29 protein-coding genes are annotated in these 24918 nt (G+C 71.3%); 23 read left to right on the top strand and 6 right to left on the bottom strand.

What is annotated here, in order from left to right; all coding sequences use genetic code 11:
- Positions 1-2: 2 nt before the first annotated feature.
- From hxlB to HQQ88_RS06470, 6 genes are all read left to right on the top strand, one after another.
- Positions 3-566 carry a 6-phospho-3-hexuloisomerase gene (gene hxlB / locus HQQ88_RS06495; RefSeq protein ID WP_173168968.1) on the top strand — a complete coding sequence of 188 codons (564 nt, stop codon included), beginning with the start codon at positions 3-5 and terminating at the stop codon, positions 564-566.
- Positions 567-577: 11 nt separating this feature from the next.
- On the top strand, positions 578-1204 hold the full coding sequence (gene hxlA / locus HQQ88_RS06490) for a 3-hexulose-6-phosphate synthase (protein ID WP_111083537.1): 627 nt from the start codon (positions 578-580) through the stop codon (positions 1202-1204).
- A gap of 114 nt (positions 1205-1318) precedes the next feature.
- Positions 1319-1813: a GNAT family N-acetyltransferase gene (locus HQQ88_RS06485; protein WP_173168967.1), complete on the top strand. Its 495-nt coding sequence runs from the start codon at positions 1319-1321 to the stop codon at positions 1811-1813.
- A complete protein-coding gene (locus HQQ88_RS06480) occupies positions 1810-2550 on the top strand; it encodes an alpha/beta hydrolase (RefSeq protein ID WP_173168966.1) in 741 nt (246 codons plus the stop codon). Before HQQ88_RS06485 ends, HQQ88_RS06480 begins: the two co-directional genes overlap by 4 nt.
- A gap of 85 nt (positions 2551-2635) precedes the next feature.
- Positions 2636-3403 carry an HAD family phosphatase gene (locus tag HQQ88_RS06475; protein WP_111083533.1) on the top strand — a complete coding sequence of 256 codons (768 nt, stop codon included), beginning with the start codon at positions 2636-2638 and terminating at the stop codon, positions 3401-3403.
- Between the two features lie 76 nt (positions 3404-3479).
- Positions 3480-5990, top strand: coding sequence for a glycoside hydrolase family 65 protein (locus HQQ88_RS06470; RefSeq protein WP_123293055.1), 2511 nt, complete (start codon positions 3480-3482; stop codon positions 5988-5990).
- Between the two features lie 40 nt (positions 5991-6030).
- On the opposite strand, the gene HQQ88_RS06465 is transcribed toward HQQ88_RS06470, so the two are convergent.
- The gene (locus HQQ88_RS06465) at positions 6031-6417 is read right to left on the bottom strand and encodes a VOC family protein (protein WP_173168965.1); all 387 of its coding nucleotides are present in this window, start codon (positions 6415-6417) and stop codon (positions 6031-6033) included.
- A complete protein-coding gene (locus tag HQQ88_RS06460; RefSeq protein ID WP_173168964.1) occupies positions 6414-6929 on the bottom strand; it encodes a DUF1697 domain-containing protein in 516 nt (171 codons plus the stop codon). Before HQQ88_RS06460 ends, HQQ88_RS06465 begins: the two co-directional genes overlap by 4 nt.
- A 91-nt stretch (positions 6930-7020) precedes the next feature.
- Between HQQ88_RS06460 and HQQ88_RS06455 the strand changes: the two genes are divergently transcribed.
- Both HQQ88_RS06455 and HQQ88_RS06450 read left to right on the top strand, forming a co-directional pair.
- Positions 7021-7593, top strand: a complete 573-nt coding sequence (locus tag HQQ88_RS06455; RefSeq protein ID WP_173168963.1) for a helix-turn-helix domain-containing protein — start codon at positions 7021-7023, stop codon at positions 7591-7593.
- Positions 7590-8849 (top strand): MFS transporter, encoded by a 1260-nt coding sequence (locus HQQ88_RS06450; protein WP_367916988.1) that lies wholly within the window; start codon positions 7590-7592, stop codon positions 8847-8849. Before HQQ88_RS06455 ends, HQQ88_RS06450 begins: the two co-directional genes overlap by 4 nt.
- A gap of 19 nt (positions 8850-8868) precedes the next feature.
- Here the strand turns inward: HQQ88_RS06450 and HQQ88_RS06445 are convergent, their stop codons facing one another.
- On the bottom strand, positions 8869-9132 hold the full coding sequence (locus HQQ88_RS06445; protein WP_111083527.1) for a hypothetical protein: 264 nt from the start codon (positions 9130-9132) through the stop codon (positions 8869-8871).
- Here HQQ88_RS06445 and HQQ88_RS06440 point away from each other — a divergent pair.
- Together HQQ88_RS06440 and HQQ88_RS06435 are read left to right on the top strand one after the other, a co-directional pair.
- On the top strand, positions 9122-9697 hold the full coding sequence (locus HQQ88_RS06440; protein ID WP_173168961.1) for a prevent-host-death protein: 576 nt from the start codon (positions 9122-9124) through the stop codon (positions 9695-9697). The genes HQQ88_RS06445 and HQQ88_RS06440 overlap by 11 nt on opposite strands.
- A gap of 388 nt (positions 9698-10085) precedes the next feature.
- Positions 10086-10538 carry a hypothetical protein gene (locus tag HQQ88_RS06435; protein WP_173168960.1) on the top strand — a complete coding sequence of 151 codons (453 nt, stop codon included), beginning with the start codon at positions 10086-10088 and terminating at the stop codon, positions 10536-10538.
- A gap of 148 nt (positions 10539-10686) precedes the next feature.
- On the opposite strand, the gene HQQ88_RS06430 is transcribed toward HQQ88_RS06435, so the two are convergent.
- Positions 10687-12159, bottom strand: coding sequence for an NCS2 family permease (locus HQQ88_RS06430; RefSeq protein ID WP_173168959.1), 1473 nt, complete (start codon positions 12157-12159; stop codon positions 10687-10689).
- A 176-nt stretch (positions 12160-12335) separates the two neighbouring features.
- Here HQQ88_RS06430 and folE point away from each other — a divergent pair, with 176 nt between their 5' ends.
- From folE to HQQ88_RS06405, 5 genes are all read left to right on the top strand, one after another.
- Complete coding sequence (gene folE, locus HQQ88_RS06425) at positions 12336-12929, top strand: GTP cyclohydrolase I (RefSeq protein WP_123293064.1); 594 nt, start codon at positions 12336-12338, stop codon at positions 12927-12929.
- Positions 12926-13864 (top strand): dihydropteroate synthase, encoded by a 939-nt coding sequence (gene folP, locus HQQ88_RS06420; RefSeq protein WP_131877710.1) that lies wholly within the window; start codon positions 12926-12928, stop codon positions 13862-13864. The genes folE and folP overlap by 4 nt, the downstream gene beginning before the upstream one ends.
- On the top strand, positions 13861-14631 hold the full coding sequence (locus tag HQQ88_RS06415; protein ID WP_173168958.1) for a pyrimidine reductase family protein: 771 nt from the start codon (positions 13861-13863) through the stop codon (positions 14629-14631). Before folP ends, HQQ88_RS06415 begins: the two co-directional genes overlap by 4 nt.
- Positions 14632-14679: 48 nt before the next feature.
- Positions 14680-15333 carry an HAD-IA family hydrolase gene (locus HQQ88_RS06410; RefSeq protein ID WP_173168957.1) on the top strand — a complete coding sequence of 218 codons (654 nt, stop codon included), beginning with the start codon at positions 14680-14682 and terminating at the stop codon, positions 15331-15333.
- 115 nt (positions 15334-15448) lie between these two features.
- Positions 15449-15991, top strand: coding sequence for a type 1 glutamine amidotransferase domain-containing protein (locus HQQ88_RS06405; RefSeq protein ID WP_111083520.1), 543 nt, complete (start codon positions 15449-15451; stop codon positions 15989-15991).
- A gap of 31 nt (positions 15992-16022) precedes the next feature.
- On the opposite strand, the gene HQQ88_RS06400 is transcribed toward HQQ88_RS06405, so the two are convergent.
- On the bottom strand, positions 16023-16559 hold the full coding sequence (locus HQQ88_RS06400) for a molybdenum cofactor biosysynthesis protein (protein ID WP_173169124.1): 537 nt from the start codon (positions 16557-16559) through the stop codon (positions 16023-16025).
- Positions 16560-16877: 318 nt separating this feature from the next.
- Here HQQ88_RS06400 and HQQ88_RS06395 point away from each other — a divergent pair, with 318 nt between their 5' ends.
- The 7 genes from HQQ88_RS06395 to HQQ88_RS06365 all read left to right on the top strand — a co-directional run bounded on the left by HQQ88_RS06395 (position 16878) and on the right by HQQ88_RS06365 (position 23113).
- A complete protein-coding gene (locus HQQ88_RS06395; protein ID WP_367916987.1) occupies positions 16878-18476 on the top strand; it encodes an AlkA N-terminal domain-containing protein in 1599 nt (532 codons plus the stop codon).
- A complete protein-coding gene (locus HQQ88_RS06390) occupies positions 18473-18985 on the top strand; it encodes a methylated-DNA--[protein]-cysteine S-methyltransferase (RefSeq protein ID WP_111083519.1) in 513 nt (170 codons plus the stop codon). The genes HQQ88_RS06395 and HQQ88_RS06390 overlap by 4 nt, the downstream gene beginning before the upstream one ends.
- 28 nt (positions 18986-19013) lie before the next feature.
- Positions 19014-19274: a type II toxin-antitoxin system Phd/YefM family antitoxin gene (locus tag HQQ88_RS06385; protein WP_123293073.1), complete on the top strand. Its 261-nt coding sequence runs from the start codon at positions 19014-19016 to the stop codon at positions 19272-19274.
- The gene (locus HQQ88_RS06380) at positions 19271-19531 is read left to right on the top strand and encodes a type II toxin-antitoxin system RelE/ParE family toxin (RefSeq protein WP_123293075.1); all 261 of its coding nucleotides are present in this window, start codon (positions 19271-19273) and stop codon (positions 19529-19531) included. The genes HQQ88_RS06385 and HQQ88_RS06380 overlap by 4 nt, the downstream gene beginning before the upstream one ends.
- A 152-nt stretch (positions 19532-19683) precedes the next feature.
- Positions 19684-20505 carry an alpha/beta fold hydrolase gene (locus HQQ88_RS06375; protein WP_173168956.1) on the top strand — a complete coding sequence of 274 codons (822 nt, stop codon included), beginning with the start codon at positions 19684-19686 and terminating at the stop codon, positions 20503-20505.
- A gap of 68 nt (positions 20506-20573) precedes the next feature.
- Positions 20574-21446 (top strand): hypothetical protein, encoded by an 873-nt coding sequence (locus HQQ88_RS06370; protein WP_131845918.1) that lies wholly within the window; start codon positions 20574-20576, stop codon positions 21444-21446.
- Positions 21447-21637: 191 nt separating this feature from the next.
- On the top strand, positions 21638-23113 hold the full coding sequence (locus tag HQQ88_RS06365; protein ID WP_123293079.1) for an amino acid permease: 1476 nt from the start codon (positions 21638-21640) through the stop codon (positions 23111-23113).
- A 14-nt stretch (positions 23114-23127) separates the two neighbouring features.
- On the opposite strand, the gene HQQ88_RS06360 is transcribed toward HQQ88_RS06365, so the two are convergent.
- Complete coding sequence (locus tag HQQ88_RS06360) at positions 23128-23889, bottom strand: LysE/ArgO family amino acid transporter (RefSeq protein ID WP_367916986.1); 762 nt, start codon at positions 23887-23889, stop codon at positions 23128-23130.
- A 70-nt stretch (positions 23890-23959) separates the two neighbouring features.
- On the opposite strand from HQQ88_RS06360, the gene HQQ88_RS06355 reads away from it, so the two are divergent.
- Positions 23960-24886, top strand: coding sequence for a LysR family transcriptional regulator ArgP (locus tag HQQ88_RS06355; protein ID WP_173168954.1), 927 nt, complete (start codon positions 23960-23962; stop codon positions 24884-24886).
- Positions 24887-24918: the final 32 nt, after the last annotated feature.

Raw genomic sequence — 24918 nt, 5'->3', positions numbered from 1 at the left:
ACATGGCAGAACCCACCGTCCCCGCAGCGTTCGACGTGATCGTGCGCGAGGTCACCGACCTCGCCGCGAACGTCGACGACGCGTCGGCCGAGCGCGCCCTCGACCTGATCGACCGCTCCCACCGTGTCTTCGTGCACGGTGCCGGCCGTTCCGGACTCGCACTGCGGATGACCGCGATGCGGCTCATGCACCTCGGTCGCGACGTCCACGTCGTCGGAGAGGTCACCACGCCCGCGATCCGGCCCGGGGACGTGCTCCTCGTCGCGAGCGGTTCCGGCACGACCACCGGCATCCTGCAGGCCGCCCGTACCGCGCACGACGTCGGCGCGTCCGTCGTCGCCCTGTCGACCACCGACGAGTCCCCGTTGTCCCAGGTCGCGGACGTCACCCTCGTGCTGCCGGCAGCGACGAAGACCGACCGCTCCGGCACGGCCTCGGCGCAGTACGCCGGCAGCCTCTTCGAGCAGGCCGTCGCCCTGGTCGGCGACGCCCTGTTCCACACGCTCTGGTCCCGCGGCGGGCAGTCCGCCGACGACCTCTGGCCCCGACACGCAAACCTCGAATGAAAGGCATCCACATGCAGCTCCAGTTCGCCATGGACACCCTGACCACCGAAGCCGCCCTCGAACTCGCCGCCGCGGCCGCGCCGCACGTCGACGTCCTCGAGCTCGGCACGCCCCTGATCAAGAGCGCCGGCCTGTCCGCCGTCACCGCGATCAAGGAAGCCCACCCGGACAAGATCGTCTTCGCCGACCTCAAGACGATGGACGCCGGCGAGCTCGAGGCCGACATCGCGTTCTCGGCGGGCGCGGACCTGGTGACCGTCCTCGGTGTCGCCGGTGACTCGACCATCGTCGGTGCCGTCAAGGCCGCGAAGAAGCACGGCAAGGGCATCGTCGTCGACCTGATCGGCGTCTCCGACAAGGCCGCCCGTGCCCGCGAGGTCGTCGCGCTCGGCGCCGAGTTCGTCGAGGTGCACGCCGGGCTCGACGAGCAGGCGGAAGAGGGCTTCACCTTCTCGACGCTGCTCGACGCCGGCAAGGAGTCGGGTGTGCCGTTCTCGATCGCCGGTGGCGTGAACGCGTCCTCCGTCGCCTCGGTGCAGGAGGCCGGTGCGCGCATCGCCGTCGCCGGCAGCGCGATCTACAGCGCGTCGGACGTCGGCGCAGCAGCAGCCGAGATCCGCGCCGCGATCACGGCGTAGCGTCCGCGGCGCCAGCGGCGCCCGCGGCGCGATGGTGAGCAGAAATGGTCGAGTGCGCATCCCGCACCCGACCATTTCTGCTCACCGAGGGACCTCCGCCGGTACCGTCGAGGCGTGACGATCGAGCTGCGCCGCGTGACCGCGGACGACTGGCACGTCTGGCGACCCGTCCGGCTGCGGGCGCTCGCCGACTCCCCGCACGCGTTCGGTTCGACGCTGCAGGACTGGGCGGACGCCCCCGAGCACCGCTGGCGGACACGCCTGTCGATCCCCGGTGCGCTCGACCTGCTGGCGGTCGCCGCCGAGGGCGACGTCGTCGGGATGGCGAGTGGCGTCCCGGGCACCGACGCCGGTGCGCCAGCCGAACTCATCTCGATGTGGGTCGACCCCGCCGCCCGGGGCCGAGGCGTCGCACGTGCCCTGATCGAGGCGATCGCGGAGTGGGCAGCGGCCCCCGGTGGCGGGGTGCTCGAACTCTCCGTGATGCCCGACAACACCGTCGCCCGGCGCACCTACGAACGCGCCGGGTTCACCGCACTCGACGAACCGGGCGATCCCCTGCCCGACGGTCGGAACGAGGTGCTGATGCGCCGTACGGTGGTCGCATGAACCGAGTACTGCGGTGGACCGCGTGGATCGTCGCCGTGCTGCTGGTGGTCGTGGTGGTGTTCCTCGTCTGGGCGCACATCGTCATGCAGGGCACCCGGAGCGCTGCGCTGCAGGTCTGGCGCGACGACCGTGTGTCGGTCCAGGACGCCGGTGACTCCGTGGTGATGACGCCCACGGGGCATCCCGACGGCAAGGGCATCGTGTTCATCCCGGGTGCGAAGGTCGATCCGTACGCGTACATGGCGACCTTCCGGCAGGTGGTCGCGAACGGCACGACGGTCGTCATCACGAAGCCGACGCTCAACCTCGCGTTCTTCGACACCCGACCGCTCTCCACCTTCGAGGCGCACGCGCCGGACGTCGCGACCTGGGCGGTCGGCGGGCACTCGTTGGGCGGGGTCCGCGCCTGCCAGCTCGCGCAGGACGCGGACGGCCTGCTGCTGCTCGGTAGCTACTGCGCGAACGACATCAGCAGCTCGTACATCGACGTGCTGAGCGTCTCGGGCTCGCGTGACGGGCTCTCGACCCCCGACAAGGTCGACGCGGCCCGGCACCTGTTGCCGTCGACCGCGACGATGACCGAGGTCCAGGGCTCGAACCACGCCGACTTCGGCGCCTACGGGGACCAGCCGGGCGACCGCACGGCGACCATCAGCCGCGAGGCCGCCCGCGAGCAGATCTCCTCGGCGATCGAGGAGTGGGCGCGCGACCTGCCGCCGGCCCCTGGCCTGCGCTGACGGCGCGGTCTGAACACCCGTCCTGGAGCGGTCCTAGACTCGACGAGAGCAACGTCCACGAACCCCGTTCCCTGAAGGGCTGCAGATGACGACGCCGACCCGGCGCACACCCGCGCGACTCGCGGACACGCGAGCGCTCCTGTTCGACCTGGACGGTGTCCTCACCCCCACCGCCGACGTGCACATGCGCGCCTGGAGCCGGCTCTTCACGCCGTACCTCGAAGCGCACGGGGTCGCGCCGTACACACAGGCCGACTACTTCGCGTACATCGACGGCAAGCCGCGGTACGACGGCGTGCGGTCGCTCCTCGAGTCGCGGGGGATCGACCTGCCGCAGGGCACCCCGGACGACGGCCCGGACGACGACACCGTGTGCGGTCTCGGCAACCGGAAGAACGCCGAGTTCACCGCCGAGCTGGACGAACACGGCGTCGAGCCGTACCCCGGCTCGCTCCGGTTCCTCACCGCCGCGATCGACGCCGGCTTCCACGTCGCGGTCGTCTCGAGCTCCGCGAACGCCGTCTCGGTGCTGCGGACCGCCGGCATCCTCGACCGGTTCACCGTCGTGGTCGACGGGCTCGTCGCCCGCCAGGACGGCCTGGCCGGCAAGCCCGCCCCCGACACCTACCTGGACGCCGCCGGGCGCTTCGGACTGACCGCCGCCGAGTGCGTCGTGGTCGAGGACGCCACCAGTGGTGTGGAAGCCGGCCGGAACGGGGCCTTCGGGCTCGTCGTCGGGGTCGACCGCGGAGCGGGCGCCGACGCGCTGCGCGAACACGGTGCCGACGTCGTCGTGACGGACCTCGCCGACCTGGTCGCGGACCTTCCCCACGCGACCACCAGCACGACGTAGCCAGCGCGCCGGAGGCGAGCCGCGCCTCCCGGTCGAACCGACGTCCCCACGCCACCCTCCCTTCCCACGGAGCACCATGAACCCCATCACCTCGGACCCGCTCGACCGCGTCCGGTACCCGATCGACGAGTGGGCACTCGTCGAGACCGAGTACACCCCCGACCAGCAGGGCGTCGCCGAGACGAACTTCGCCGTCGGTAACGGGTACCTCGGCCTGCGCGGCAACCTCGACGAGGGCCGCGGCGGTGTGCAGTACGGCACGTACATCAACGGGTTCCACGAGACCTGGCCGATCCGGCACGCCGAAGACGCCTTCGGGTTCGCCAAGACCGGCCAGACGATCATCAACGCGCCCGACGCCAAGGTGATCCGGCTCTACGTCGACGACGAACCCCTCGTGCTGGCCGAGGCGGACATCCTCCACCACACGCGGCGCCTCGAGTTCCGCGGCGGCTACCTGTTCCGCGAGACCGAGTGGTCGACGCCGTCCGGCAAGCGCGTGCTGATCCGGTCCCGCCGCCTGGTGTCGTTCACCGATCGGCACCTCGCCGTCATCGACTACGAGGTCACCGTGCTCGACGCGGACGCCTCGATCCTGCTGTCCAGCCAGATCCTGAACCGCCAGGACGTGCAGGACGAGTACCACGCGGGGATGCGCGCAGCCGCGAACGCCTTCGACCCGCGCAAGGCCGAGGCCTTCACCGACCGGGTGCTCGAGCCGAAGCTCAAGCGCAGCACCGGCGCCCGTTCCCTGCTCGGGTACCAGGCGTCGAGCTCCGGCATGACGATCTGCGTCGGTGTGGAGCACCACCTCGAGACCGAGAACAGCTGGGACGAGTCGTCGTCGATCGACGACGACCTGGCGAAGCACGTCTACCGCGTCCAGGCGCGTGCCGGGCAGCCGATCCGACTCGTCAAGCACGTGGTGTACCACACCTCCCGCGGTGTCCCGGTGCGCGAACTCGCCGACCGCTGCGACCGCACGCTCGACCGGGCGCACGCCGAGAACATCGACGAGACGTTCGAGAAGCAGCGCGTCTGGCTCGACGACTACTGGGCACGCAGCGACGTCGAGATCGCCGGGCAGCCGGAGATCCAGCAGGCCGTCCGGTGGAACCTGTTCATGCTCGCGCAGGCCACGGCCCGCACCGACGGGCACGGCATCGCCGCCAAGGGCGTCACGGGCTCCGGCTACGGCGGGCACTACTTCTGGGACATGGAGATCTACGTCCTGCCGTTCCTGTCGTACACGGCGCCGATCGTCGCCCGGAACGCGCTGCGGTTCCGCTACAACATGCTCGACGCCGCACGCTCGCGGGCACGCGAGCTGAACCAGCGGGGTGCCCTGTTCCCCTGGCGCACGATCAACGGCGAGGAGTCGAGCGCGTACTACGCCGCCGGCACCGCGCAGTACCACATCGATGCCGACATCGCCCATGCCCTGATGCAGTACGTGCGGGCCTCCGGTGACACCGAGTTCCTGAAGCGCGGGGCGATCGACGTGCTCGTCGAGACCGCTCGGCTGTGGGCCGACCTCGGCTTCTGGCGCTCCAACGGCGACAAGAAGTTCCACATCGACGGCGTCACCGGGCCCGACGAGTACACGACCGTCGTCGACGACAACCTCTACACGAACGTCATGGCGCGGGCGAACCTGTGGTTCGCGGTGAACGCGTGCCGCGAACTCGCGGCCGACGACGTCGAAGAGTACGACCGGATGGTCCGGCGCACCGGTCTGCGCCCCGACGAGCTCGTCGAGTGGGAGCACGCCGCCGAGTCGATGGAGATCCCCTTCGACCCGCACCGTGGCATCCACCCGCAGGACGCCCAGTTCCTCGACAAGGAACTCTGGGACCTCGAGAACACCCCCGAGTCCAAGCGTCCGCTGCTGCTCCACTACCACCCGCTGGTCATCTACCGGTTCCAGGTGCTCAAGCAGGCCGACGTCGTGCTCGCGCTGTTCCTGCAGGGGCACGAGTTCACCGCGGCCGAGAAGCGCCGCGACTTCGACTACTACGACGCGCTCACCACGGGCGACTCGACGCTGTCGGCGGTCGTGCAGTCGATCATGGCGGCCGAGGTCGGGTACCACGACCTCGCCGACCAGTACTTCCAGACGGCGCTCTACGTCGACCTGGCCGACCTGCACGGCAACACCTCGGACGGCGTGCACATCGCGTCGACCGGTGGCATCTGGGGTGCGCTCGTCAACGGGTTCGGCGGTATGCGCGACCACGGCGGCCGGATGACGTTCAACCCGCGACTGCCGCGGCACTGGGACTCGTTGACCTACCGTCTGACCGTGCGCGGGTCGCGGGTCCGGGTCGACCTCGGGCAGGATGCTATGACCTTCACGGTCGAGACGGGTTCGGGCTTCACCGCCTGGGTGCACAACCAGCAGTGGGACATCGAGGCCGGCGAGCCGACGGTGGTGCCGCTGCCGCACCAGGGGCCGCGGATGTCCGGGCACGCACCGACCACGAGCGACATCCAGGGCACGCTCCGTGCGGACGGCTCCGTGATCACGGCGTCGATCCCGACGATCTCGCTCCAGCGCGACTTCGACGTGGACGAGACGACCGCGTAGGGCGGCACGCCGGCTGTCGGCGCGGGCCCGCTCGACCCCGTCAGCTCGCGACGAGCTCGACCTTGAAGCGTTCGGCGTCCTCCAGGAAGGCCGCACGGTGGTCTGGACCGCCGGCGTACGGGTGCCGGTCCTCGTAGAGGCGGGTCCAGCCGTGCGCCGGTGCGTCCGCCCACAGCTGCTCGACCTGTCCGGCGTCGCCGGCGTGGAACGCGAGGTGGCTCAGTCCGGGCCGTCGGCGGTCGTGCGCGCCGTCGAGCGGTGCGGCCTCGAGCACGACGTAGACGTCACCGAGTCGCCAGCTCCGGCCCGCTGGCCACTCCTGGAACGGCGTGTACCCGAGCTCGCCGAACAGCCAGCCCCACGCCCTGCTCGCCGTGTCGAGGTGGGCGGTGCGGAGCTCGACGTGGTGCAGGGCTCCCCGGGTCACAGGAGCTTCCGGAGCGTGTTCGTGTTGCGCGTCGTGGTCGAGCGCTTGAAGCGTGCTGCTCCGGCCCGCTTCGCGAACACGGTGTCCGTGCTCGACCCCTTCGGGCAGGACCAGTACACGACCCCGTCACCCCGGGCGACCTGCTCGACCGTGGTGTCGAGCGCGAGGTCGGCGAGCAGCGCATCGAGGGCGTCGTCGTCGGAGCCGAACACCACGTAGTCGTGCCGATCGTCGGCCCGGTCGAACGGGAACCCCTCGACGATGCCTTCGAGGCCGTCGTGCCGGACGAGCACGATCCACGCGTCGTAGCCGAAGCGGTCACGGAGTGCCTGCTCGATCGTGGCCTTCAGGGTCGGCGCGTCGGCGTCCGTGTCGAACACCACGTTGCCGGACGCGAGCACCGTGCGGACGTCGTCGAAGCCGAGTCCGCGGAGCAGTTCCGCGAGGTCGGCGTTCTTGATCGTGATGCCGTTGACGTTCACTCCGCGCAGCAGCGCGATCCACTTCGCCATGCCGGAACCGTAGCGCGGTGGCGGCCGATCCGGGCGGGCCAAATGCACAAGAAGCATTGCGCAAGATGTCTTGTGCATCTACCGTCAGAGTATGACCGTGCGCAGACTCGACGACGCCGCCCACATGCGCGCCCTCGCCCACCCGACCCGACTGCGGATCGTCGGGCTCCTGCGCTCCGGTGGTCCACAGACTGCGGCGATGCTCGGCGACGAGATCGACGAGGCACCCGGCACGATCAGCTACCACTGCAAGCGTCTGGCCGACGCGGACTTCATCGAGCCGGCGCCGGAGCTCGGTTCGGACCGGCGGGAGCGGTGGTGGCGTGCCACTGCGGACCACACGTCGTGGGACCTCGCCGACGCGTTCGACGACCCGGAACGGATGCTCGCCACGACGGCACTGGACCACACCGTCGCCGATGCGTACGCGGCCGAGTACGGACGGTTCATCGACCAGGCGCCGGTGCTCGGCCGTGAGTGGGTAGCAGCGTCGACCAGCTCCGACGAGGTGCTGCGGCTGACCGCCGAGGAACTCACCGGCCTCGGCACTGAACTGCGTGCCGTCGTCGAGCGATGGACGTCCGTCAGCGACGCGCACACACCGGGCGACGGGTCGGAGCGCGTCATCGCCGTCACGCAAAGCTACCGGATGGGTCGATCGTGAACGCCCGGGCACGGTTGCGTGCGCTGCTCGCGGTCCAGGTCGTCTCGCGGACCGGCAACGTCGTCACCACCGTGGCCGTGCCCTTCGCCGTCCTGGCCCGGGGCGGCTCGGCGACGGACGTCGGGATCGCCGCCTTCGCCGCGACGGTGCCGATCGTCCTCGGCGGCCCGTTCGGCGGGGCGCTCGTCGAACGGGTCGGGTTCGTCCGTTCGAGTGTGGCGTCGGACCTCGTCAGCGGTGCAACCCTGCTGGCGATGCCCGTCCTGGCCTGGACGGTGGGTCTGCCGTTCTGGGCGCTCCTGGCGCTCGTGTTCGTGAGCGGCCTGTTCGACCTGCCCGGGGAGTCCGCACGTCGGGTCCTGCTCCCGGGGCTCGCACGATCCGCCGGCGTTCCGCTGGAGCGCGCGGTCGGTCACTTCGAGGCGTCCCAGCGACTCTCGGTGCTCATCGGCGCGCCGCTCGGCGGGGTGCTCGTCGCGGCCGCCGGACCGATGGCCGCACTCGTCTGCACCGCGGTGGCGTTCGGCACCGCCGCCCTGCTCGCTGCGGTGCTGGTCCGGCCGGCGGACGGCGACGCGGCGGCAGCGACCGCTGATGCGGCACCGACCAACGGGTACTGGCGGGACATCGCCGAGGGCTTCCGGTTCTGCGTCCGCGACCCGTTCTTCCGGCTCGTGATCGCCCTCGTGCTGATCACGAACCTGCTGGACGCGGCCCGGTCGACGACGTTGCTCCCGCTCTACGCCGCTGACACACTCGGCGGGGCGCAGGCGCTGGGCTTCGTGACCGGGACCTTCGGCGGTGCGGCGTTCCTCGGGTCGGTGGCCTTCGGGTACGTCGCACACCGCGTCCCCCGTCGGATCACGTTCGTCGTGTGCTTCGTGCTCGCCGGTGGGCCCTCGCTCCTGGTGCCGGCGCTCGGCCTCGGGCTGCCGTGGATGCTCGCTGCCTCGGCGCTGTCGGGCCTCGCCGCCGGATCACTCAACCCGATCCTCGGAGCCGTCGAGCTCGAGCGCATCCCGGCGCACATGCGCGCCCGAGTGTTCGGGCTGCTCGGAGCCGGGTCCTGGGCGGGCATCCCGCTCGGCGGACTGCTCGCCGGGTTCGCGGCCGAGGGCGTTGGTGTGCAGGCGACGTTCGGGGCCGTCGTCGTGCTCTACACCGTCGTGACGCTCGCGCCGCTGACGGGCGGCGCCTGGCGTCTCATGGAACGACCGGCTCCGGAGCGGGCACCGGTCGAGCGCGTGACGACGTAGTCCGCATCCGGGGCGGCGCTCACGTCCACGTCCGCGCGACGCCCCAGCCGCTGCCCTCGGGCACGATGTCGACCACCAGCGTGTCCCCGTCGTCGGCAGTGGCCTGGAAGCGCCAGCCGACCGTGCGCTCGGGGGCGTGGGTGATGGCGGTCGGCAGCTCGGCCCGCGTCACGGTCAGACGGGTCGGGGTGTCGCTCACCCGCCAACGGCGCCCGCCCCAGACCAGCCGGCTCGGTGCGCCCTCGGACCACCACACGGTGGCGGCCGTCTCCGTGATCATCATCGGGTCTCCTCGTTCGAACGTGTGTTCGAATGCTAGATCGCAATCGAGCGGCAAGCAACCGCGGGTTGTGTTCAGAACGCGTTCTGAATACGCTGGATCCATGACCCTGACCGCCCCTCCTCGCTCGCGTCGTGCCGTCCAGTCGTCCGACCTCTCCCGCCATTCGAAAGACGTGTTCGCCGCAGCCGAGGAAGAACCGCTCGAAGTCACGCGGCGCGATGGAAAAGCGCTCGTGCTCACCACGAAGGAACGCTCGGACGACGACGACGCGGTCCTCGAGATCGCTGCGCAGCTGATCGCTGCAGTGACCGTCAACGAGGGGCTGCCGCTCCACGATCGACTCGCCATCCCCTACCCGTGGATCAAGCTCCTGAGTCGAGACGACCAGCAGCGATTCGCACGTGAGATCGTCGACGTGGCTCGTGGATCGTTCTCGCTCAGGCAGCCGCGTGCCTTGCTCGTCGAGATGCAGGCGTGGCGCAGCAGTGCCGAGGCGATCGCGGCGGGCTGGAGCACCGGCGAACCCGAACTCCTCGAGCACCCGATCGTCCTCGACGCACCGTGAAGCCGTGGTCAGTCGCGGCACCGGTGTCCCCCGTCCGGTACGGACGACGGAGTTCACGGTCGTCCTGGGTACGCGCTCGGCAGAACACGGCTGGCGAGACGTCCTGGCGACACAGCGGAACGCAGTCGGGTCGGCCTGGGAGCGGTTGACCAGCGATCCCTTGTCCGAAGACCTGGCCTGCCATGCGCTCCGCGGTGCGCTCGGCGTCGTCCGGCACTCGGGTCGCGAATGGACACGTCGGCAGCTCGAACTGAAGCGGGGCGCGCGGATCTGGTTCACGGTGGACGAGGCGGATCGAGTCGTCTGCATCACAGACGTCCACACGCGCCATCCCAACCAGACGAAGTGACTGCGCCTGACCTCGGATGCCCTCGTGTAGACGGGGTGCATGACGAACGACGATCAGGGCCCCGACGCACAGCACCAGGTCCCCGCGGGGGTCTCCGACGCCACGGTCGAGGCACTCGGCACACTGTCGGCAGCGGTCGAGGTCATCGAGCACGCCCGCGGCCTGCTCTACGGCTTCCACCGCCTGACGGGCACCGCCGACCTGAACCTCGGCGAAGCCGTCGAGCAGCTCCGGAAGGCCGGCCACACCGAACTCGCCGACCGCATCGACACCGAGCTCGTGGGTCGCAACGTCATCGCCGGCCGCTGGACGTTCCAGGTCGTCGAGGACTACGACGACGGGTACTACGCCCTGGCGAAGGAGCTGGAGCGCACGGCGCGGGACGAGCTCGTGCAGGGGCGTCGCCACCTGTTCGAGGCGGGCATGAAGGAGGACCGGCGGTCCGGCGGTCGACGCCACCACGAGGCGACGCCGGGCGACCTGCCCGACTGAGCACGGGCCTCCCGGTCGGCCCGAACGCGAAAGCGACAGTTCTCCGCGGATGTATCGCGGACAACTGTCGCTTTCGTGGACCACCCTCGGACGGCCCCACAGGAACTGTCGCTCTTGCAGACCAGCCGCTGCCCAGCCCCCCCCGGCCTCAGCCGACGCCGAGCAGCGCCTCCAGCGGCCCTCGTGCGAAGTACAGCAGGAAGCCCGCGGCGACGACGTAGAGCAGCCACGACACCTCGCGACCCCGGCCGGACAGCAGCTTGATGAGGACCCAGCTGATGAAGCCCACGCCGATGCCGTTCGCGATCGAGTAGGTGAGCGGCATGACGACGATCGTCAGGAACGCGGGCAGGGCCGAGCCGAAGTCCGTCCAGGAGATGTCAGCCACCTGCGCCACCATCAGGGCGCCGACGACGACGAGTCCGGCGGCGGCGACCTCGAGCGGGACGACCTGCGTGAGCGGGGTGAGGAACATCGACGCCAGGAACAGCAGGCCGGTGACGACCGACGCCATGCCGGTGCGTGCGCCCTCGCCGATGCCGGCGGCGGAGTCGATGAAGACGGTGTTCGACGACACCGAGGCGCCACCGCCGGCGATCGCGCCGACGCCCTCGACGACGAGCGCCGACTTCAGACGGGGGAACGTGCCGTCGGGCTTCGCGACGCCGGCGGCCTTCGCCAGGCCGGTCATGGTGCCCATCGCGTCGAAGAAGTTCGTGAACACGAGCGTGAAGACGAGCATCGACGCGGCCAACGGCCCGATGCGGCTGAACGCGCCGAACAGGTCGGCGTGGCCGACGAGCGACAGGTCGGGGAACGCGAAGAACGCACTCGGCAGACCGGGGGCGTTGAGGTTCCAGCCGGTCTTCGAGTCGACCGAGGTCGGCACCTGGAAGATCGCCTGCAGGATGATCGCGATGATCGTCGTGGCGACGATCCCGATGAGCAGCGCGCCCTTGACCTTGCGGGCCATGAGCGTGCCGATGATGACCAGGCCGATCAGGAACACGATGGTCGGCAGGGCGCCGACGGAGCCGTCCTCACCGAGCTGCAGGGGCGGCGACGCGAGCCCGGACGAGCGCACGAAGCCCGAGTCGACGAGGCCGATGAAGGCGATGAACAGGCCGATGCCGACGGTGATCGCTGCCTTCAGCTGCGCGGGGACCGCGGTGAAGATCATCGTCCGGATCCCCGTCAACGCCAGGACCACGATGATCACGCCGTTGATGACGACGAGTCCCATCGCCTCGGCCCAGGTGACCTGCTGCACGACGCTGACGGCCAGGAACGAGTTGATCCCGAGGCCCGCGGCGATGCCGAACGGCAGGTTCGCGATGACGCCCATGGCGATGGTCATCAGGCCGGCGACGAGGCCGGTCGCGGCGGCGACCTGCGCGTTCTCGAGCCAGCCGCCGGAGACGTCCTTGGCGGCCTGGTCGGCGCTGAACCCACCGAGGATCAGCGGGTTGAGGATGACGATGTACGCCATCGTCACGAACGAGACGAGTCCGCCTCGCACCTCGCGCGGGATCGTGGATCCGCGCTTCGTGATGGAGAAGTATCGATCGAGGCCGGTCGCGAAGCGGTTCCGGGGTGGGGTGTCGGTCTTCGTGGCGCTCACCGAGCAAGTTTAAAGCCTGCTGGGTTTCCGGCATGTCACAGGATCCTCACAGGGCGCGCAGGGTGCGCCGATGTCCGACCGGGAGGCCCGACCCGCGTGATCGGGGGACGTCACGCCGTGCGCCGGCTCGCGTTCTCCGGCCATGGCTGGTGTTGGATGGACCGGTGACGTCACGCATGGACCGTGCCCGCGTCGAGGCCGCGGTGCGCGAACTCCTGCTCGGCATCGGCGAGGATCCCGACCGCCCCGAACTCGAACGCACACCCGCTCGGGTCGCCGACTCGTACGCCGAGTTCTTCGCCGGCATCGGCACGGACGCCGTTGCCATCGCCCGCGACGGCACGGTGCACGCCGAGGACGGTGAACGCGGCCGACTCGTCATCGTCCGTGACGTGAAGTTCCGGTCCGTCTGCGAGCACCACCTGCTGCCGTTCCTCGGGGTCGCGCACCTGGCTTACGCGCCGGGTGACCGTCTGATCGGGCTCGGAACGCTCTCGCGTGTGCTCGACGCCGTGGCCTCGCGTCCGCAGCTGCAGGAACGGCTGGGCGAGCAGGTCGCTGCCACGATCGCCGAGGGGCTCGGTGCCGAGGGGGTCCTCGTGGTCCTCGACGCGCAGCACCAGTGCGTGACGACCCGTGGGGAGCGCCAGACCGGCTCGACGACCGTCACGGTCGCGGCGAACGGCTCGCTGGCCGACGCCGCGGGCCGGGCCGAGGCGATCGCGCTCATCGGTGCGGGGCGTGTGCCCGACCCCGAGGCGGACGCGTGACGACTGAGGGGGCCGCCACGGGCCTCCAGGCAGGATCGACCGCACCCGGCTGGGTCGTGCCGGACCTGCGGCAGCCGGTCCGCACGATCGGACGCAGAACGTTCGACTTCGACCACCGCATCGCCGTGATGGCGATCGTGAACCGCACGCCCGACTCGTTCCACGACCGCGGCGCCACCTTCGAGCTCGACCGCGCCGTCGCCGCCGCCGTCCGGGCTGCCGAACAGGGCGCCGACTGGGTCGACATCGGCGGCGTGAAGTTCGCTCCGGGGCCGGAACTGCCCGCTGCGGACGAGGTCGACCGCGTCGTGCCCGTCGTCGAGCAGCTCGCCCAGGAGTCCGACGTCACCATCAGCGTCGACACGTTCCGCCCCGAGGTCGCCGCAGCGGCGATCGCAGCTGGCGCGAGCGTGGTCAACGACACCACCGGCCTGTCCGATCCCCGGATGGCGGCCGTCGTCGCGGACTCCGAGGCGACGATCGTCATCACGCACTCGCTCGCCGAACCCCGACGGCCCCTCGCAGCGCCGCCGCAGTACGACGACGTCACCGCGTCCGTCGTCGGGTTCCTGCGGGAGCGCGTCGACCGGGCGCTCGCCGCGGGGATCCCGGAGTCGCGGATCGTCGTCGACCCGGGCCACGACCTCAACAAGAACACCGTGCACACGCTCGAGGTCACCCGGCGCCTGCCCGAGGTCGTGGCGCTCGGCTACCCGGTGCTCGCGGCGGTGTCGAACAAGGACTTCGTGGGGGAGTCGCTCGGACGCCCGCGTGGCGAACGCCTGGCGGGGTCGCTCGCCGTCGCGACCGTGAGCGCGATGCTCGGGGCACGGATCGTCCGGATGCACGACGTCGCCGAGAGCGTCGACGCGATGCGCATGGTCGAGGCGACCCTCGGCTGGCGCGCGCCGGTGGAAGCGCGGCACAACACGTGAACCTCCTGCCCCCGTCGATCGCGGACCTGTCCGACGACGACCTGGTCGACCTGTACACCGCAGGTGCGTCAGCCCCGTGGTTGCGGGTGAACTTCGTGGCGACGCTCGACGGGTCCGCCTCGGCCGCCGGGGTCTCGGGGTCGCTCGGCGGCCCGGACGACCTGCGCGTGTTCGACCTGCTCCGCCGGGTCGCCGACGTCGTGCTCGTCGCAGCCGGCACCGTGCGTGACGAGGGCTACGGGCCGATGGTCCTGCACGACTCCGACGTGGTCTGGCGCCGGGCGCACGGCCTGCCCGACCACCCGGTGTTCGCGATCGTGTCGCGGTCACTGTCACTGGACGCCGGATCCCGGGTGTTCACCGAGGCCCCGGTCCGGCCAGTCGTCCTGACCTCCGCGGCTGCGGCGGCGTCGGACGCCGGGGTCGTGCTGTCGTCCGTCGCCGACGTCGTGCCCTGCAGCACCGACACCGACCCCGACTCGGTCGACGTGTCGCTCGTCCGCGACGCACTGGTGGCGCGGGGGCTCGGCACGATCCACTGCGAGGGCGGCCCGTCGTTCCTCGGGTCGCTCATCGCCGCGGACGCCGTCGACGAGCTGACCCTGACGATCGACCCGTCGCTCGAGGGCGGCACCGGGCCCCGGATCGCCCGCGGCGGTTCCCCGGAGCTACGACGGATGCGGCCCGCGCACGTGCTCCGCGGTGCGGGTGACGTGCTGCTGACCCGGTACGTCCGGGCGGAGCCGCCTGCCCGAGTCCCGGCCTGAGCGCCCGAGTCCCGGTGCCGGCCGACCGCGTCGGCTAGGGTCGGGCGCGTGATCGACATCGTGGCGTCCGGGGTCCTCTTCGACATGGACGGGACGCTCGTCGACTCGACCGCGGTGGTCGAGGCCACCTGGACGCGGTTCGGTCACGACCGCGGCATCGACCCGGCCGAGATCCTCGCCTTCTCGCACGGCCGTCAGGCGATCAGCACGATCGAGCACTTCCTGCCCGGACTGGACCGCGACGAACAGCTCCGCATCGCCGCCGCACTGGTCGCCGAGGAGAGCGCGAGCAGCGAGGGCATCTTCGAGATCCCCGGCGCCGCAGCCTTCGTCGACCGGCTCCTCGACGCCGGGGTCCCGGTGGCGCTCGTGACGAGCGCACCGCGCGACCTGGCCGCCGGCCGGATGGCTGCAGCGGGCCTGACCATGCCGACGGCGTTCGTGCCGTCCGAGGACGTCGAGCACGGCAAGCCGCACCCCGACGGGTACCTGCGGGGTGCCGCGCTGCTCGGTGTCGCGGCCACCGACTGCGTCGCGTTCGAGGACGCCCCCGCTGGCCTCGAGTCGGCCATAGCCTCAGGAGCGACCACGGTCGTCGTCGGCCCGCACGAGTCGGACGTCACGGCCGGGCTCTACCGGGTGTCGGGGTACGACGGCATCACCGTCGAGGCCGAAGGGTCCGCTTTCCGCATCCGCGGCTGAGGACCCGCTGCGTCCTGCGGGCACGCCCAGCGCTCCCCGACGACCCTCGGGTGTGCGGCCGGAACAACCGGGCCGCACGTGCGGCCGGAACCACCGGGCCGCGGAAGGAGCGACCATGGCAACCCTGGACGGCAAGAAGGTCCTCGTCATCGCGACGAACTACGGCGTGGAGCAGGACGAGATCGTCGTGCCCGTCGACCAGCTCCGCGAGCGCGGCGCGACGGTGACCGTGGCGGCGCAGGACTCCGGTTCGATCGCGACCCTCGTCGGCGACAAGGACCCCGGCAAGTCCCTCGACCCCGACACCACCATCGCCGGTGTCAACGTGACCGGGTACGACGCGCTCGTGGTCCCGGGTGGCACCATCAACGCCGACACCCTGCGACAGGACAACTCGGCGGTCTCCCTGGTGACGGCCTTCGTCGAGGCGAACAAGCCCGTCGCGGCGATCTGCCACGGCCCGTGGACCCTCATCGAGGCCGGTGTGCTGCGCGGACGGACGATCACCTCGTTCCCGTCGCTGCAGACCGACGTCCGGAACGCCGGCGCCGAGTGGGTCGACCAGGAGGTCCAGGTCGACGGCGGCATCATCACCTCGCGGAACCCCGACGACCTGCCGGCCTTCGTCGACGCGATCGAGAGCGCGCTGACCGCGTGAGCGCAGTGCGCTGCCGCTGACGGCGCCGCCGTCAGCCCAGCGCGACGGGGCGGGTCGTCCGGAGCACCGCGGGTCCGAGGGTGAGCACGCCGTCGGACTCGGGGTCGCACCGCACCCCGCCCCGTCCACGCATCGCCCGGAACGCACCCGGCGCCACCTCGTGGTCCATCCAGGCGCACGGGTTCGCCGGCCGGTACCCGCGGAACAGCACGGCACCGCTGCCGGGGCTCTGCAGCGAGAACGGCTCTCCCCGGAGCGCCTCGACGTCGGCGCCCCGCAGGAACACGTTCCGCCGGGTCGCCACGGGATCGACCGGCACGCCGAGTGATCGTCCGACCTCCTCGAGGCCCTCGAGCCCGATGACCGTCACCGAGGCGTGCACGTGCGCCCGCGCCGCGAAGTAGCGGTCGCCGACGATGCCGAGTCCCGCGCGCAGTTCGATGCGGTCGCGCAGCTCGTCGGGGTCGTCCGATCGGACCGGCAGGGCACCGTCGGCCGGCCTGCCCTCGTAGCGGTGGCGGCGCGACACGAGCAGCAGCGCGACCTCGACGTCGGTCCGGAACGGCAGGTCGACGGAGTCGGCGAGCTCGGCGAGCTCGTCGGAGCCGACCCGGTGGTCAGACCCGGCCACGTCGTCTCCGGAGGTCACCCGCCCAACGCTAGCCGGGCCTCCCGGTCGACGCCGTGCCCTCGTCGGCACTGCGCCGAGGTTCCACTACACGCCGTCCGTGTGGCGCCGAGGTTCCACGGGCGAGCACATCGAGCGCCGACATGCCGAGATCTCGGAACCTCGGAACCTCGGGCCGCCCGCCACCCGCACCACGCGACGTGCCGCGGCGTCCGATTTCCGCCAGTCGCGGTCGGTGGTGCGTGTCAGGCTGGGCCCGTGACCATCCCCGGAACCGACCAGCTGCATGCCGAGCGCTACCGCGTCGTCGCCTCGCGCGACGCACGCTTCGACGGCCAGTTCGTCACCGCCGTGCACTCCACGGGCATCTACTGCCGACCGAGCTGCCCGGCACGCACACCCCGCGAGACCGGCGTCACCTTCTACCGCACGAGTGCAGCAGCGCACCTGGCCGGCTTCCGTGCCTGCAAACGCTGCCTGCCCGAAGCGACCCCCGGCAGCCCCGAGTGGGACCTGCGCGAGGACGTCGCCGGCCGCGCCATGCGCCTCGTCCTCGACGGCGTCGTCGAGCGCGACGGCGTCCCGGGGCTCGCCGCACGGGTCGGCTACTCCGAACGCCAGCTCAACCGCATCATGACGGCCGAGCTCGGTGCCGGCCCGAAGGCACTCAGCCGCGCACACCGCGCCCAGACGGCACGCACCCTGCTGACGTCGTCAGACCTGCCCATCGCGGACGTCGCCTTCGCCGCCGGGTTCGCGAGCGTCCGCCAGTTCAACGAGACCGTCCGCGAGGTCTTCGCCGTCACCCCGTCCGAGCTGCGCGCCCGGCGGACGCTCCGGCCCGCGTCCGACGGCGCACTGCACGTGCACCTGCCCGCGCGGCCGCCGTTCGACGCGCAGGGGCTCCTCGACTGGCACGCGCTGCACGCCCTGCCGGGCCTGGAGCAGGTGGACACCGACGAATCCGGTCGGGTCACCTCGTACGGGCGGCTGCTCGACCTGCCGGGAGGCCCGGGCTGGTTCAGCGCGTCGGCCGCGGTCGCGGGGACGGCCGGTTCCACGGCCGCCGGTCGCGGTACCGGGATCGACCTGCGGGTGCGCGTCACCGACCTGTCCGACCTGCCGACGCTCGTCGCCCGCGTCCGGTCGTACTTCGACCTCGATGCCGACCCGGTCGCCGTCGACGCGGTGCTCGGCTCCGTGCCCGAGCTGGCCGCGGCCGTGCGGCGGGTCCCCGGCCTGCGGCTGCCCGGTGCCGTCGACGCGCACGAGATCGTGTTCCGCACCCTCATCGGGCAGCAGGTCTCCGTCGCCGCGGCCCGGACGGCCCAGACGCGGCTCGTGGCGGCGCTCGGTGCCGCCGTGCCGTCGGCGATCCTGCCGGACGGCCTGCTGTTCCCGTCCGCCGAGGTCATCGCTGCCCGCGGCCACGAGGTGCTGCGCGGTCCGGCCGCCCGCGTCGACACGATCTTGCGGGTCGCCGCGGCGCTCGCCGACGGGTCGCTCGTGGTCGACGGCGGACAGTCCCTCGACGAGCTGCGCGAGCGGCTGCTGGCGGTGAAGGGCATCGGGCCGTGGACCGCCGACTACGTGGCGCTCCGGGTCCGGCACCACCCCGACGTGTTCCTCCACAGCGACCTCGCGGTGCGCAACGGTGCACAGGAACTCGGACTGCCCGGTACGGCGCGCGAGCTCTCCCTATGGTCGGAGCAGGTGGCGCCCTGGCGGAGCTACCTGACGATGCACTGCTGGCGACCGATCATCGACCGCGCGATCGCGACGGCCGCCGGTGCGCGGGTGCACGGCACCGGCCGTGCGCGGCACGCAGACAACGACCCTCGGAAGGACGAACGATGACCGACGCAACCATCCAGACCCTGGACACCCCGGACGGGGCCTTCACCGTGCTCGAGGACGCCGAGGGCCGTGTCCTCGCCTCGGGCTGGACCGACTCCGTCGACCGGATCCTCGGGCGGCTCGCCGACCGGTACCGGCCCAGTCGCATCGTCGACGGCACGGTCGCCGCCGCTGATGCCGTGGACGCCTTCTACTCGGGCGAGGTCGAGCACGCCATGCAGGTGCCGGTGCGGCAGTTCGGCACCGACCTGTTCACCGAGGGGTGGCGGCAGCTCCGCCGCATCCCGGCCGGCGGCACCCTGACCTACACCGAGTTCGCGGGGGCGATGGGCCGCCCGGACGCCGTGCGGGCCGCCGCCAGCGTGTGCGCACGGAACGCTCCCGCCCTGTTCGTGCCGTGCCACCGGGTGCTGCGTTCCGACGGCACGCTCGGGGGCTTCGCGTGGGGGCTCGACGTCAAGCGATCGTTGCTCGAACGGGAGTCGGTCGGCACCACGGCGCTCGTCTGACTTGTACAAAACGCTCTAGAATGTACAAATGAGCGAAGTGTCGATCTCTGAAGCGCGTGGCCGCCTGGCGTCGATCATCGACGACGCCCGGCACGAACCCGTCTACCTGACTCGGCGCAACAAGCGCGTCGCGGCGGTGGTGGACGCGGATGTCCTGGACCGCCTGCTCGAGGCGGCCGAGGACCTCGACGACCTGGTCGCGTACGACGCTGCCATCGCGGAGAACAAGCGCATCGGCGGCGAGAACGTGCAGTGGGACGATCTCAAGCGCGAACTCGGACTCGGATGACCTGGTCGGTCGAGGTCATCCCGTCCGCGCAACGTGTCATCCGCAAGCTCCCGCCCGACGGTCGTCGGCGGATCGAGGGACTCCTCGCGATCCTCGCCGACCACCCGCGGCCCCCGGCAGCTCGGAAGCTCGTGAACCGACCCGGTTGGCGGGTGCGATCAGGTGACTACCGTCTGATCTACGAGATCGACGACGGCCGACTCATCGTGATCGTCGTCGATGCCGGCCACCGCCGAGCGATCTACCGCGACCGCTGAGCGGAGCCGGACCCGGACCCGGATCGGTCGTCTCCCCCTGGTTGCGGGTGGTGACGTGGGAGCGCTCCGATGCCATGCTTCGAGGACCGACCCGCCCGGTCCCTCCCGAGGACCCGACGCAGCGCCGTCGAACCACCCTCGGAAGGCCCCCAATGGACCAGCACGTCGACCGCACGGTCGTCTCCGCCGACGGCACGGTGATCGCCGTGTCCGACGCGGGGACCGGTCCGGCGCTCGTCGTGGTCGGTGGCGCCTTCGACCACCACGGCACCCCCACCGTCGAGCACCTGACCGGCGGCCTGCAGGACCGCTACCGGGTCATCACGTACGACCGGCGGGGCCGCGGTGCGAGCGGCGACACCACCCCGTGGACGATCGAACGCGAGGTCGAGGACCTCGCGGCCGTCGTCGCGAGTGTGGACGGACCCGTCGCCGCGCTCGGCCTCTGCGTCGGCGCGGGGGTGGTCCTCCGGGGCCTCGCCGCCGGCGTCGCGCTCGGGGCCGCCGTGCTGTGGGAGCCGCCGTACCGAGCGACGGTCGACCCGCACGCCGACGACGTCGTCTTCGCCGACCTGCTCGACGAACACGTCGCCGCCGGCCGTCGCGCCCAAGCGGTCCGGGCGTTCCTCGCGCACGTCCTGGGGGTGCCGATGGGGCAGATCTCGGCGCTGCGGCTGAAGGGTGCGCTCTGGCGGTCGCTCGTCGTCGACGCCCACGTGCTCAGCCGCGACGTGCGGGTGCTCAACGGCCTGGCGATCCCGGAGCGGGTGGCAGCAGCGGTCGGTGTCCCGGTGCTCGTCGCCGCGGGCAGCGACGGCCACGAGTGGATGCGGCAGGCGGCCCGAGCGGTCGTCGAGGCCGTGCCGGGCTCGGGCTACGTCGAGGTCCCCGGGCAGGGTCACGTGCCCGAACCGGCCGCGATCGGCGCAGTGCTCGACGGGTTCCTGGTCCGGGTCGTCTCACCGAGCAGCTGACTGCGAGAGGATGGCGTGGTGAACCCAGCTCGTGCTGGGGAGTTCAGCACTCCTGCGAAGATGGTGCCGTGAACGCACCTCGTCTCGGACTCCTGCTCGACGTCGACGGGCCCATCGCCAGCCCCGTCTCCCGCACCATCGCGATCCCGAGCATCATTGAGGACCTCGTCGCCCTCGCCGCCGAGGGCATCCCCGTCGTCTTCAACACCGGCCGGAGCGACGCCTTCATCCGGAGCGAGGTGGTCGGTCCGTTGCTCGCCGGTGGTCTCGCCGAGGGTGGCCGCGTGCACGCCGTCTGCGAGAAGGGCGCCGTCTGGTGCTCGATCGGCCCGCAGTACGAGGGCGGGATGAGCGAGCTCACCGTCGCCGACGACCTGGCGCTCCCGCGCGACTACGCCGACGAGATGCGCGAGCTCGTCCGCACCGAGTACGCCGACCTGGTGTTCTTCGACGAGACGAAGCGCGCCATGGTGTCGATCGAGCAGCGGGTGGAGGTGCCGAACGCCACGTACCTGGCCCGGCAGCCCGAGTTCGACGCGAAGGCGATGGCGGCCCTCGAGCGTCGCGGCCTGGGCGTGCGCCGTCTCGACGACGTCCGACCCGACGCCGACGGCGCCGTGCAGTGGCGGATCGACCCGACGATCATCTCGACCGACGTCGAGTCCGACCGCAGCGGCAAGGACATGGGCGCCGAGCGGTCGCTCGAGCTCCTGGCGCAGGACGGCGAGCTGCCGACGGCCTGGCGCACGATGGGTGACTCGCGCAGCGACTACGCGATGGCGGACTGGCTGCACGCGAACGGTCACGAGGTCGCGCACGTCGACGTCCGTCCCTCGGACGGCGTGCCGGCGACGCCGTACCCGGTGCTCACCGCACCCGACGGGGTGATCCACGACGAGGCCGGAGCGCGGTTCCTGGCGGACTGGCGCCGATCCGCCTGAGCCGAGCCGGGCCTCCCGGTCGACCCGCCCTGCCCACGGAACCTGGTTCCGGACACTGCACCGCGCCGTTCCCTGGTTCCGCGTCCGGAACCTGGTTCCCATGCGCCCAGTGGCTCCGCTGTTTGCGTGTCGGGGTGGTACACCAGTAATGTCACGGGGTCCGCCGCCCAGTCGATGACGGGATCCACCCCATGGCAACGAAGCTCCGCATCAAGTCGATCGAGGCCTCACTGGCCGACTCCGAGGAGCAGGGCCGGTCCCTGAAACGCTCCCTGAAGACGTTCGACATCGCCGCGATGGGCATCGCGGTCGCCGTCGGCGCCGGCATCTTCTCGGTCGGCGCGAACGCCGCCGCGAACTTCGCCGGGCCCGGCGTCATCATCTCGTTCCTGCTCGCCGCGGTCACGTGTGGCCTGGCGATCATGTGCTACGCCGAGTTCGCCTCGACGATCCCCGTCGCCGGCTCCGCGTACACGTTCACGTACGCCACGATGGGCGAGCTGCTCGCCTGGATCGTCGGCTGGGACCTCATCCTCGAGACCCTCACCGCGAGCGCCGTCATCGCGAAGTACTGGGGCATCTACCTCAGCACCGCGTTCGACGTGTTCGGTGTGACCCTGCCGAGCACGATCCAGCTCGGCCCGATCCCGTTCACCTGGGGCCCGGTCCTGATCGTCGGCATCTTCACGGTGCTGCTCGCCTTCGGCACCCGCCTGTCGTCGCGGGTCTCGGCGGTCATCACGATCATCAAGGTCGCCATCGTGGTGTTCGTCATCGTCGCCGGCGCGTTCTTCGTCAAGGCCGCGAACTTCACCCCGTTCATCCCGCCGTCGGAGCCCGCCAAGGGCGCGGAGGGCAGCGTCTGGACCCAGTCGCTCGTGTCGTGGTTCACCGGTTCCGAGCCCGCGCAGTACGGCGTCTTCGGGCTGCTCGCCGCGGCGTCGCTCGTGTTCTTCGCGTTCATCGGGTTCGACGTCGTCGCGACCAGCGCGGAGGAGACCGAGAACCCGCAGAAGACGCTGCCCCGCGGCATCTTCATCGGCCTGGGCATCGTGACGCTGCTCTACGTCGGCGTCAGCATCGTCATCACCGGCATGGTCTCGTACCAGCGCCTCGCGCAGGAGGACGCACCGTCCCTGGCCTCGGCCTTCGACATCGTCGGGTTGCCGTGGGCGGCCGGCATCATCGCCATCGGCTCCCTGATCGGTCTGACGACCGTCGTCATGGTGCTGCTGCTCGGTCTGTCCCGCATCGTCTTCGCGATGAGCCGTGACGGTCTGCTGCCGCGCTGGTTCTCGAAGACGAACCCGAAGACGCAGACGCCGGTGCGCGTGCAGGTCGTCGCGGGTGTCGTCGTCGCGCTGCTCGCCGGCTTCACGGCGGTGGACAAGCTCGAGGGCATGATCAACATCGGCACGCTGTCGGCCTTCGTGCTGGTGTCGATCGGCATCATCGTGCTCCGCAAGTCGCGCCCGGACGCCCCGCGCTCGTTCCGGGTGCCGTGGTCGCCGGTGATCCCGATCCTGTCGGCGGTGCTGTGCTTCTGGCTGATGCTGAACCTCGAGGTCGAGACCTGGCTGCGGTTCGTCGTCTGGCTCGTCATCGGCTTCGCGATCTACTTCGGCTACAGCCGCCGCAACAGCCGGGTCGGCAAGGGCCAGCAGTAGCGGGCTCCGGCCTCCTACGCGCCGACGACCAACAGGACGCCGAAGCCCAGCATCACGACGGCGACCAGGCCGTCGAACACCCGCCACGTCAGCGGCTTCTCGAACAGCGGTCGGAGCAGTCGCCCGCCGAACCCGAGCGCGCCGAACCACAGGCAGCTCGCCGCAACCGCGCCGACGGTCCAGAGCCAGCGGTCGTCCGGGCCCTGCTGGTTCGCGACGGACCCGAGGAACACCAGCGTGTCCAGGTACACGTGCGGGTTCGCCCACGTGAAGACGAGCATGGTCGCCACCGCCGTGCGCATGGTCACCGCCTGGCCGGGAGGCACGGTGCGCGTCCGCCCCGCCACCACCGTCCCCGGGCGCTCGGGTCCACTGCCCGCGGCCGGCTCCGGCACGCCGTCGTCCGACGCCTCGTCGGCGACGCGAGTCGCGATGGTCACGTCGTCCGCCGCCTCGTCGGCCACGCGAATGGCGTCGCGCGACGGCCGCAGTGCCCGTCGCGCGGCGAGCACGCCGTAGGTCACGAGGAACGCGGCCCCGACGAACCGCACGACGACGAGCGCCACCGGGAACCGCTCGACCACTGCCCCGACGCCGAGCACCCCGGCGACGATGAGCACGGCGTCCGACACCGCGCACACGACGACCGCCGCCGTCACCACCCGCAGCCCCGAGCTGACCGCCAACCGGAGCAGGTAGGTGTTCTGCACACCGATCGCGACGATCAGGGCGAGTCCGGTGCCGAGGCCGGCGAGCAGGGGGAGGAGTGCGGTCACGTCCACGACGCTAGGGGCACCCTCGTCTGTAGACCAGCTCACGTTCCTACAGCGCCGTAAGCTGCACTGCATGGTCCGGTTCCAGCGCGAGCACCTCGAGACCCTGTTGGCCGCCGTCGACCACGGCACCCTCGACGCGGCTGCCCGGGCCTTGGCGATCACCCCGTCGGCGGTCTCACAGCGCATCAAGTCGATGGAGCAGCAGGTCGGCCGGGTCCTGCTGCAACGGACGACCCCGGTCACCCCGACGGCCGACGGTGCGGTCGTGCTCCGGCATGCACGCCAGGTGCGGCTGCTCGACGACGAGACCGCCCGCGCACTCGGCGAGACCGATGCCGACGGATCGGGGACCGCGGTGCCGTCGATCCCGCTCGCCGTCAACGCCGACTCCCTCGGCACGTGGTTCCTCGACGCGCTCGCACTCGTCCGTGTCGACACCGAGGTGGTCTTCGACCTGCACCGCGAGGACCAGGACCGCACCGCCGAGCTGCTGCGCGCCGGCACGGTGATGGGTGCCGTGACGGCCGAGGCGGATCCCGTGCAGGGCTGCTCGTCGGTACCGCTCGGCATCGACCGGTACCGGGCGGTGGCATCGCCGGCGTTCGTCGACCGCTACCTGTCCGACGCCGACACCGAGCGGCGCATGCTGAGCCGCCTCGACCTGGTGCCCCTCGTCGACTACGACCGTGACGACGACCTGCAGCAGGGCTACCTCCGCCGGGTGCTCGGCCACGCGCCCTCCGGTCCTCGCCACTTCGTCCCGACCTCGGCCGACTTCGCACGGGCGGTCTCGCTCGGCTTCGGGTGGGGGATGCTGCCCGAAGCGCAGTGCCTCGATGCCCTGGCGCGGGGCGAGCTGCTCGAGCTCACCCCGACGCGCCGCGCCGACGTCGCCCTGTGGTGGCAGCGGTGGAACCTGGCGTCACCCTTGCTCGAGCGGGTCACGGACGCGGTGCGGTCGACCGCCGCCGAGCGCCTGCACCCCGTCACCCGGTGAGCAGGCACGTGCCGGTGCTCGTCGCTGCGCCC

The sequence above is a fragment of the Curtobacterium sp. VKM Ac-2861 genome, from assembly GCF_013204965.1.
Lineage (GTDB): Bacteria > Actinomycetota > Actinomycetes > Actinomycetales > Microbacteriaceae > Curtobacterium.
This window is presented reverse-complemented; position numbering and strand designations above follow the sequence as displayed.